This is a genomic window from Rathayibacter sp. AY1A4, from assembly GCF_002930955.1.
In the GTDB taxonomy this organism is placed as follows: domain Bacteria; phylum Actinomycetota; class Actinomycetes; order Actinomycetales; family Microbacteriaceae; genus Rathayibacter.
Window position 1 is genome coordinate 231892 of the sequence record NZ_PSTN01000002.1, and the last position, 9223, is coordinate 241114.

Below are 9223 nucleotides of genomic sequence, written 5' to 3' on the forward strand. Positions count from 1 at the left end.
GATCAGATCTCCTGGGCGAAGTTGCCCTCGAGGCGGCGGAAGATCCGGTGGCCGATCCACACGAACACCAGCCCGACGACGAGGACGATGAGAAGGCGCAGCTCCATGTCCGGCGGCCACACCTGGGGGGCGATCTCGTTGCCGTCGATGATGCTGACGCGCGAGCCGTCTCCCCAGATCGCGCGCTGGAAGGCGAGGATCGCGTTCGAGATCGGGTTGATCAGGTAGAGCTGCTCGGCCCAGCCGTGGCCCGCTCCGGTGGAGGCGGCGACGACGAAGTTCCACGCGTAGACGATGGGGGAGAGCCAGAAGAAGATCTGCAGCCCGACCTCGACGAGGAACTGGACGTCGCGGAGGTAGACGTTGAGGGCCGAGAGGGCTAGGGCCAGCGCGAGGCCGTACACGAGCACGATCGCCAGCGCGGGCACGATGTAGAGGAGCTGGACGCCGAAGATCAGCGAGCCCGTGAGGACGGCTCCCGCGATCAGGACGACGAACTGCACGCCGAAGTTGAACAGGGCCGAGCCGATGGCCGCCACCGGGAAGATCTCCCGCGGCAGGTACACCTTCTTGATCAGTCCGCCGTTGCCGAGGATCGACGTGGTGCCCGCGGTCACGATCTCGCTGAACAGGCCCCAGAGGGTGAGCCCCGAGAAGACGAAGATCGCGAAGTTCGGGACGCCGCGAGAGGCCCCGAGGATCTGGCCGATCGCCACGTAGTAGATGAGGAGCATGATCAGCGGCCGGACGAGGCTCCAGACGAAGCCCAGGCTGCTGTCCTTGTAGCGCGACTTCAGCTCGCGCCCCACGAGCAGGCGGAGCAGCTCGCGGTGCCGCAGGATCTCGGCGAGGGAGGCGACGAAGCCGCCCGAGCCGCCGCCGACGGCCGACGTGGTGCCGGCGATCTGGAACGGCTCGTCGGCGATCGCGCGCGCGCGATCCACAGCTTTGCTGGGCATGGAACTCCAAGCTCTCGGCCTCCGCCGGGCGACGGACCGCATCATTATACGTGCGGCCCACCCTGGAGCCCCCTGGCTGGCGTGCCGGTGCGCGGCGCATGGCGGGTAGTCTTGCTCCCGCTCGCCGACTGAACGACACGAACGAGGTGTTCGCCATGCCCACGCAGCCTTCCGACGTCCCCCTGGACCCGGCGCCGCAGAGCGCTGGGGACCCCGCCCCCGTCCTCGGCGGCACGGGCGAGGACGCTCCTCCCGCGCCCGACCCGAGCCTCGAGTCGGCCGTCGGCGACGCCGCTCCCGCAGCCGTCCCGGCGGAGCCCGCGCGCACGTCCGGGGTTCCGGTGGAGCCCCGTCTCGCCGAGCCCGAGTCCCCGGACGAGGAGCTCGCCCGCCTGCGCGCGCAGGTCGACTCCCTCCTCAACGACCCCTTCGACGAGTGGGTCGAGCGGATCCAGGTGGGCGGAGTGACCGCCTCCGGCTTCGAGCGCACCCTCTCCTGGCGGGTGACGAAGCCGCTCCGCCTGGTGCGCACCTTCCAGATCCGCGTCGAGCAGCTCGGGCTGTCGGGCGCCGTCGGCCACAGCGCGCGCTTCGTGAAGCGCCGCCTGTCCGGTCGGGCGCGATGAGCGACCGGTCGCAGGTCTCGGCCGCCGTCGCGGCCGCCGCGCGCGCCCACCGCACGGAGGCGATGCTGCAGCGCCTGGAGCAGATCGGCGCGCTCCTCTTCGACGAGGAGCGCCGCGCCTCGCTGCGCACCCGCGGGCCCGGCCCGTACCTCGACGAGGTGGCCCGCGAGATCCGCTCGCGCCAGGACGACGAGCTGACCTGGGTCGCGCTGGTGTCGTTCACGGCCGCGTACCCGACGAGCGAGCTGTTCGACTGGTTCCGCCGCGCCCTCGAGCTCGCCCCCGAGGAGGCGGCGCTGCGCATCTTCCTCGAGGCGGGCTCCCGCACCGCGACCGGGTTCGCCGATCTGGACGCCCGCGTCGAGGTCGTCACCGGGGCCGTCCTGATCGACGTCGACTTCCCCGCCCGCCACGGGCACAACACCGGCGTCCAGCGGGTCGTGCGCCAGACCGTGTCCCGCTGGGACGCCGAGCACGAGATCGTGCCGGTCGCCTGGGTCCACGGATCGATGTCCTTCCGGCGCCTGAGCGCGATCGAGCACGAGCGCGTCGTCGACTGGTCCTCCGCCGGGCGGCGCGACTGGGAGCACGGCGATCCGGAGCGCATCGAGTTCGTCGTGCCCTACCGCAGCGTCGTCGTCATCCCCTCGGTGCCCGATTACAACCAGTGCGGGCCCCTCGCGGCCCTCGCCGAGTACTCCGGCAACGAGGTCGTCGTCCTCGGCCACGACGCCATCCCCGTCGTCAGCGCCGACACGGTGCCGCCGGAGGAGACGGTGCGCTTCGTCAACTTCCTCTCCGTGGTCAAGCACGCCGAGCGCGTCGCCACGGTGAGCGCCGCGGCCGCGCTGGAGTTCGAGGGCTTCGTGCGAGCGCTCCCCGCTCAGGGCCTCACCGGCCCGACCGTCGTCCCGGTCCCGCTGCCCGTGGAGCTCCCGGACGGCCTGCGCTCCGAGGGCCGGAGCGCGTCCGGCCTGCCGCTCGTGCTCTGCGTCGGCAGCCAGGAGCCCCGCAAGAACCACCTCGCGGTGCTGCACGCCGCCGAGGTCCTCTGGCGCGAGGGCCTGCGCTTCCGCGTCCGCTTCATCGGCGGGGCCAACCCGTGGGCGCACCAGGTCTTCGATCCCCGCGTGCGCGAGCTGGTCGCCGCCGGACGCCCGGTCGAGGTGCTCCGCGGAGCCGACGACGACGTCCTGATCGCGAGCTACCGGGAGGCGCTGTTCCTGGCGTTCCCGTCGCTGCACGAGGGGTACGGCCTGCCGGTCGCCGAGGCGCTGTCGATCGGGCTCCCCGTGCTGACCTCGCGCTACGGCAGCACGGCGCAGATCGCCGAGCACGGCGGATGCGTCCTGATCGACCCGGAGTCCGACGAGGAGATCACCGACGGCATGCGCCGCCTGCTGACGTCGCCGGAGCTCGTCGACGAGCTCCGCCTCGAGGCGGCCGAGCGGCCCGAGCGCACCTGGGACGACTACGCCCGGGAGCTGTGGGCCGCCCTGATCGGCCCCTCGGCCCTCATCGAGCACGAGGAGGCGCCCCGTGCGCTCTAAGCAGTACCTGGTCGACCGTCTCGCCACCCTGGTGCGCACCCTGGCCCCCACCGTGGAGCCGCTGGGCAGCGTCGACGCCCTCACGGGACAGCTGAGCGTTCTGCTGCCCGCCCCCACCGACCGCGAGGTCTGGCTGGTGCTCGCCGTCCTCCGCGGCACGCTCCCGCGCCGGGAGGACGTCGTCGACGGCCGCCGCCGGGCCCGGCTGGACGGCACCGCCGGTCTGCTCACCCACGCCGCGTCCACCATCGCCTCGAACCGGGTCTTCGCCCGCTTCCACCACCCCGAGGTCGAGGTGGTCGTCGGCGCGGTCGTCGTCGACGTGCACCACACCGCGCGCACGGGACTGGCCACGGGCATCCAGCGCGTGGTGCGCCAGAGCCTCGTCCGCTGGACGCGCGACCACGAGATCCTGCTCGCCGGCTGGGACTCGACCCACGAGTCGCTCGTCATGCTCACCCCGGAGCAGAGCCGGAACGCCGTCTCGGGCGACGTGCCCGACGCCGCCGAGGACCGCTCCCGCGTGATCGTCCCGTGGCAGGGCACCTACCTCCTGCCCGAGCTCGCCGTGGAGGACGAGCGGACGTCGCGCGTCTCCGCCCTGGCCGAGTTCAGCGGCAACCGCACGGGCACCATCGGCTTCGACTGCGTGCCGGTCACCACCGCCGAGACGGCGAGCACCGGCATCAGCGCCGCCTTCTCGCGCACGCTCGTCGCCGTGTCGCACATGGACCGCATCGCGACCATCTCCGAGGCGGCCGCGACCGAGTACTCCGGCTGGCGCCACATGCTCGGCAGCGTCGGGATGCAGGGGCCGGACATCCGGCCGATCCTGCTGCCCTCGCAGCCGGAGAGCGTCTCGGACGAGGAGCTGGCCACCGCCGCGCGCTCGCTGGTGACCGGTGACCTCCCGCTCGTCGTCTGCGTCGGCAGCCACGAGCCGCGGAAGAACCACCTGGCGGTGCTCCAGGCCGCCGAGCTGCTCTGGCGCCGGGGCGTGCGCTTCAGCCTGGTCTTCATCGGCGGCAACGCCTGGAGCAGCGCCGAGTTCGAGTACCGACTCGAGGTCCTCGAGGGCCAGGGCCGTCCGGTCCGCTCGCTCTCCAAGATCACCGACGCGCTGCTCTGGAGCGCCTACCGCCTGGCCCGGTGCACGGTGTTCCCCTCGATCAACGAGGGCTACGGTCTCCCGATCGTGGAGTCGATCTCGGTCGGCACCCCGGTCGTGACCTCCGGCTTCGGCAGCATGCACGAGGTCTCCGCCTCGGGCGGCGCGCTGTTCGTCGATCCGCACGACGACCACGACATCGCCGCGGCCCTCGAGCGGCTGCTGACCGACGACGAGCTGCACGCGCGGCTCTCGGCGGAGGCGCTCGCGATCGACGGCGGCACCTGGGACGAGTACGCCGCCCGCGTCTGGTCGTACCTCGTCGAGGGCGAGGGCGTCGACGAGCGGGTCCGGGCCGAGCAGTCGGACGCGACCGCCTAGGCGTCCTCGACCCACCGCGTGCAGAAGGCCCCCGCTCCAGGAGCGGGGGCCTTCTGCACGCGGTGGGCGCGGCTCAGTCGGAGCGGCGCGCCAGCTCGAGGTCGTTCTCGACCATGCGGGCGACGATCTCCTCGAAGCCGACGGTCGGCGCCCAGCCGAGCACCTCGCGGGCCCGGGAGGCGTCCCCGCGCATCTCGGGGGTGTCCACGGGGCGCGCGAACCGCGGGTCGATCGTGACCCGCTGCTCCCAGTCGTCGATGCCGGCCGCGGTGAAGGCGGCACGGACGAAGTCGCGGACCGAGTGCGCGACTCCGGTCGCCACGACGTAGTCGCCCGCCTCCTCGGCGCGCGAGGCGCGCACGAGGGCGTCCACGTAGTCGGGAGCCCAGCCCCAGTCGCGGCGCGCGTCGAGATTGCCGAGCGAGAGCTCCGACTCGGCGCCCGTCGCGATCGCCGCGACTCCGGCGGTGATCTTGCGGGTGACAAAGCCGAGCGGCCGACGCGGCGACTCGTGGTTGTAGAGGATGCCGGACGAGGCGTGGAGCCCTCGGCCGCGGTAGACCGCGACGAGGTGGTGCGCGAACGCCTTCGCGGCCCCGTAAGGGGAGACGGGGCGGATCGGGGTCCGCTCGGTCTGCGGGTTCTCGGTCGCGGCCCCGAAGATCTCGGAGGAGGAGGCCTGGACGAAGCGGACCTCCCGGCCCGCCGACTCCTGGAGCGCCAGCGAGGCCTCCAGGAGCGCGGCGACCGCGGTGCCGGTCACCTCGGCCGTGAGCACGGGCTCCTTCCACGAGAGCGCGACGGAGGAGAGGCCGGCGAGGTGGAAGACCGTGTCCGGCCGCGCCTCCGCGACGATGCGGCCGAGGCCGGAGGCGTCGCGGAGATCGCCCTCGAAGGGGCGGACGGCGGCGGGAAGAGCGGCGTCGTCGGTCCCGCGCACGAGCGCGGAGACCTCCCAGCCGTCGGCGAGCAGGCGCTCGACGAGGTAGCCCCCGTCCTGACCGCTCGCTCCGGTGACGAGAGCGGCAGGCATGACTACTTGATCAGCGCGGACTGCTCGGCGAGGTCGTTCTCGACCATCATCGCCACGAGCTCGGGGAACGAGACCTTCGGCTCCCAGCCGAGGACGTCGCGCGCCTTCGCCGGGTCGCCGATCAGCAGGTCCACCTCGGCGGGACGCATGAACGCGGGGTTCTGAGTGACGTACGGGGTCCAGTCCTCGATGCCGACGTGGTTGAAGGCGATGTCGAGGTACTCGCGGATCTCGTGGGTCTCGCCGGTCGCGACCACGTAGTCGTCGCCCTCGGGCTGCTGCAGCATGCGCCACATCGCGTCGACGTAGTCGCCGGCGAAGCCCCAGTCGCGCTTCGCGTCGAGGTTGCCGAGCTCCAGCGTCTCCTGGAGGCCGAGCTTGATGCGGGCGACCGCGAGGCTGATCTTGCGGGTGACGAACTCCGGGCCGCGGCGGGGCGACTCGTGGTTGAAGAGGATGCCGGAGGAGGCGTGCATGCCGTACGACTCGCGGTAGTTGATGGTCATGTAGTGGCCGAAGACCTTGGCAACGCCGTAGGGCGAGCGCGGCCAGAGCAGCGTCTCCTCGCTCTGCGGGACCTGCTGGACCTTGCCGAACATCTCGGAGGAGGAGGCCTGGTAGAACTTCACGCGCGACATGTCGGAGCCGGCGTAGAGGCGGGTCGCCTCGAGGATGTTGAGCACGCCCTTGCCGGTCACATCGGTGGTGAGCGACGCGTTCTCCCACGAGTAGGCGACGAACGAGATCGCACCGAGGTTGTAGACCTCATCGGGCTGGGCGGCGGCGAGCACGCGCACGAGGCTCGACACGTCGGTCAGGTCGCCGGTGAGCAGGGTCACCTCGGGCACGGTGCGGCGGACCAGCTCGTACTTGGGGTTGTTCTGCCCGCGGACGAGCCCGAAGACCTCGTAGCCCTTCGAGAGGAGGAGCTCGGCGAGGTAGAGGCCGTCCTGGCCGGTGATTCCGGTGATCAAAGCGCGGGGCACGTGGTGGTCCAATTCGTCGGGGTCGATGACAGCGGGACACATACTACCCACGGGCACGGCCGGGCGCCGGGAGCGGTGCGGCCCGCCGGTATCCTGGCCGGGCTTCGGACCGATTGGACGCCATGCCGGAACTCCGCCCCGTCACGCTCGCCGTGCTCACCGTCGACCCGGGCGGGATGGGCGGCGGCGAGACCTACGCGCGCGCGCTCACGCGCCTCCTGGCGCCGCGGCCGGGGGAGGAGGGACCCGCCGTGCAGGTGCTCGTCCCCGAGAACGCCCGCGGCTTCAGCGAGGGCGTGCCCGAGGTCGTGGCCGAAGGGGTCGTCAGCGGGGCGGGCCACCGCCGCCGGGCCGTGGGGATGCTCCAGGCGCTCCTGCGCACGCCGCGCCTGCGCCGGCGCCTCGGCCGGGACGCGGTGCTCTACTTCCCGTTCACGGTCCCGCTCCCGTGGCCGTCGCGGCGGCAGGGGCACGTGCAGATGCTGTTCGACCTGCAGCACCGCGACCTCCCGCACCTCTTCCCCCGCGTCGAGCGCGTCTTCCGCCGGCTCGCCTACGAGGCGACCGCTCGCCGCGCCGACGCGGTCATCACCATCAGCGCCTTCACCAAGGGGCGGATCGTCGAGCTGCTGGGCATCCCGGAGGAGCGGATCCACGTGTCGCATCTCGGCGTGGACACCCGGCGCTTCGTCGCGAATCTGGGGACACGCGAGGACTTCGTCTTCTACCCGGCGCGCGCCTGGCCGCACAAGAACCACGCCCGCCTGTTCGAGGCGGTGCGCCTCCTGCGGGAGGAGGGGCACGCCCTCCGCCTCGTGCTGACGGGAGGGGATCTGGACCGCCTCGGCCCGCTGCCGGACTTCGTCGAGTGGCGCGGCCACGTCACTCCGGAGGAGCTCGCCGACCTCTACCGCCGAGCCGCGGTGCTGGCGTTCCCGAGCCTCTACGAGGGCTTCGGCCTCCCGCCGATCGAGGCGATGGCGTCCGGATGCCCGGTGGCCGCCTCCGACGCGGGCTCGCTCCCGGAGATCTGCGGGGACGCCGCGGTCTACGTCGATCCGCTCGAGCCGCGCTCGATCGCGGACGGGATCCTCGAGGCGATCGAGCGGACCGGCGAGCTCGGCCCGCTCGGCGTCGAGCGCGCCCGGTCCTTCAGCTGGGAGCGCTGCCGGGAGGAGCACCTCGCCGTGCTCCGCCAGGTGGCGCGGCGGCGCGGGCGCTGAGGAGTCCGGTCAGTCCCGCGGGTGCAGGAGCCGGCGCCAGCTCAGTCCCTGAGCCGCGCGCATCGCGCAGAGCACCACGAGCAGCCAGCCGGCGTCGAGCAGGATCGAGCTCTCGGCCAGCGCGGTGACCATCAGCACGGTCAGCACCAGCACCGGCCAGACGTGCACGACCGCCTTGCGCTCGGAGGCGATCAGCCAGGAGCGCCAGAGCGCGAGGCCGATCAGCACGACGAAGAGGACCACCCCGACCGCGCCGACCTGCAGGGCCACGTCGAAGAGCGCGTTGAGGCTCGACGAGTGCGGGCGGCCCGAGAGGTAGTCGATGGCGGTGAAGGGGTAGAGGTCGGGCCGCCAGTAGCCCACCCAGCCCCAGCCGACGATCGGAGCGAGGTCCGTGAAGCGCCAGACCTGCTGCCAGAGCCGCAGCCGGAACTCGAACTCGCTGCCCGCGTTCAGCAGCTCGATCACCCGGTAGCGCAGGAGCCACACGGTGAGGGAGGCCGCGGCGGCGACGCCGAGCACCGCGAACTGCCGCCGACGGCGGTGGGTGCCGTCGCCGTGGCGCACCCAGCGCAGAGCGAGGGCGACGACGACGGCCACGGCGAGCACGCCCGCGCTCACGGCGGAGCGCGTGAAGAGGAGGGTGACCGCGGCGAGGGCGATCGAGGCGACGGCCGGCCCGCGGGCGACGGAGCGGGTCATCAGCTCCACCGAGAACGTCACGATCGCCAGCAGGCAGACCAGCCCGAGCTGGTTGCGCGTGCCGACGAGTCCCTGGATCGGCCCGCCGACCGCGAGCAGGCCCTCCACGCCGAGGAAGCGCAGCGGCTGGTCGATCAGCACCCCCGAGAGCACCTCCACGGCCAGCGAGGCGATCAGCACGACCCGCAGCACGTCGCCGACCGAGCGGATGATCTGGATGATGTCGCGCGTGAGGCCGATCGCGATCGCCAGGAACGCCAGGGCGAACTGGTAGACGACGCTCGAGACCGTGGCCCAGGTGTAGTCGCTCCACAGCACGCTGAGCGCGATCCAGCCGAGGAACACCAGGATGCTCGTGGGCAGCAGGCCCTCCCAGTCGAGCCGCCCGCGCCGCAGGACGAGCATGACCGCGGCGAGGGCGGTGAGCGTGGCGACGGCGGCGATGTAGCCGGGCCAGCCGAGGAGCCCGCGGACCGCCGGGGCGCAGAGGACGGTGACGAGAGTGGTCTGCGCGAGGGCCGCCGCGAACTGCGGGGACGCCGTCGCGTCGGCGACGGAGGCCACGGCGAGCACGCCCGCGCTCACGGCGGAGCGCGTGAAGAGGAGGGTGACCGCGGCGAGGGCGATCGAGGCGACGGCCGGCCCGCGGGCGACG

At 72.6% G+C, this 9223-nt stretch carries 8 protein-coding genes; 4 read left to right on the plus strand and 4 right to left on the minus strand.

Annotated elements, in window-relative coordinates:
- Positions 1-2 precede the first annotated feature (2 nt).
- Positions 3-959, minus strand: a complete 957-nt coding sequence (locus tag C5B92_RS02685; RefSeq protein WP_104223153.1) for an ABC transporter permease — start codon at positions 957-959, stop codon at positions 3-5.
- Positions 960-1114: 155 nt separating this feature from the next.
- Between C5B92_RS02685 and C5B92_RS02690 the strand changes: the two genes are divergently transcribed.
- Genes C5B92_RS02690 through C5B92_RS02700 form a run of 3 tightly spaced genes read left to right on the plus strand, consistent with a single transcriptional unit; the run spans position 1115 to position 4624 of the window.
- A complete protein-coding gene (locus tag C5B92_RS02690) occupies positions 1115-1585 on the plus strand; it encodes a hypothetical protein (RefSeq protein ID WP_104283350.1) in 471 nt (156 codons plus the stop codon).
- Positions 1582-3135: a glycosyltransferase gene (locus C5B92_RS02695; protein ID WP_104256331.1), complete on the plus strand. Its 1554-nt coding sequence runs from the start codon at positions 1582-1584 to the stop codon at positions 3133-3135. Before C5B92_RS02690 ends, C5B92_RS02695 begins: the two co-directional genes overlap by 4 nt.
- Positions 3125-4624 carry a glycosyltransferase family 1 protein gene (locus C5B92_RS02700; RefSeq protein WP_104256332.1) on the plus strand — a complete coding sequence of 500 codons (1500 nt, stop codon included), beginning with the start codon at positions 3125-3127 and terminating at the stop codon, positions 4622-4624. The genes C5B92_RS02695 and C5B92_RS02700 overlap by 11 nt, the downstream gene beginning before the upstream one ends.
- A gap of 73 nt (positions 4625-4697) precedes the next feature.
- Here C5B92_RS02700 and C5B92_RS02705 read toward each other — a convergent pair whose 3' ends face one another.
- Positions 4698-5657, minus strand: coding sequence for a GDP-mannose 4,6-dehydratase (locus C5B92_RS02705; RefSeq protein WP_104256333.1), 960 nt, complete (start codon positions 5655-5657; stop codon positions 4698-4700).
- 2 nt (positions 5658-5659) lie between these two features.
- Positions 5660-6643: a GDP-mannose 4,6-dehydratase gene (locus C5B92_RS02710; protein WP_104275317.1), complete on the minus strand. Its 984-nt coding sequence runs from the start codon at positions 6641-6643 to the stop codon at positions 5660-5662.
- Positions 6644-6765: 122 nt separating this feature from the next.
- Between C5B92_RS02710 and C5B92_RS02715 the strand changes: the two genes are divergently transcribed.
- Positions 6766-7866, plus strand: a complete 1101-nt coding sequence (locus C5B92_RS02715; RefSeq protein ID WP_104246673.1) for a glycosyltransferase family 1 protein — start codon at positions 6766-6768, stop codon at positions 7864-7866.
- A 9-nt stretch (positions 7867-7875) separates the two neighbouring features.
- On the opposite strand, the gene C5B92_RS02720 is transcribed toward C5B92_RS02715, so the two are convergent.
- The coding region (locus C5B92_RS02720) for an O-antigen ligase family protein (RefSeq protein WP_308471278.1) at positions 7876-9223 on the minus strand (1348 nt) is incomplete at its 5' end.